At 66.5% G+C, this 209-nt stretch carries 1 protein-coding gene; it reads right to left on the reverse strand.

Features of this window, described 5'->3' with window-relative positions; genetic code table 11:
* On the reverse strand, window positions 1–209 hold a 209-nt coding region (locus tag FD47_RS15310), incomplete at both ends, for a LysR substrate-binding domain-containing protein (RefSeq protein ID WP_235806140.1).

Genomic DNA, 209 nt, shown 5'->3' on the forward strand with positions numbered 1-209 from the left:
TGCGGGCCGATATCGTCGCGCAAGGCGATGTCGATGGTCTGCGTCGCCATGTCCGGCGCCTCATCGCTGGTGTAGAGCCACAGATCCACCTCGGGATGGCGCTCATGGAACGCCTGCAGGCGCGGCACCAGCCAATGGCGCGCGAACGCCGGGCTGGTGTTGACGATCAGCTGGTTCGGCTTGCGGTACTGGTCCAGGCGGCGAATGCC

This window comes from Lentilactobacillus parafarraginis DSM 18390 = JCM 14109 (assembly GCF_001435895.1).
Taxonomy (GTDB): domain Bacteria; phylum Bacillota; class Bacilli; order Lactobacillales; family Lactobacillaceae; genus Lentilactobacillus; species Lentilactobacillus parafarraginis.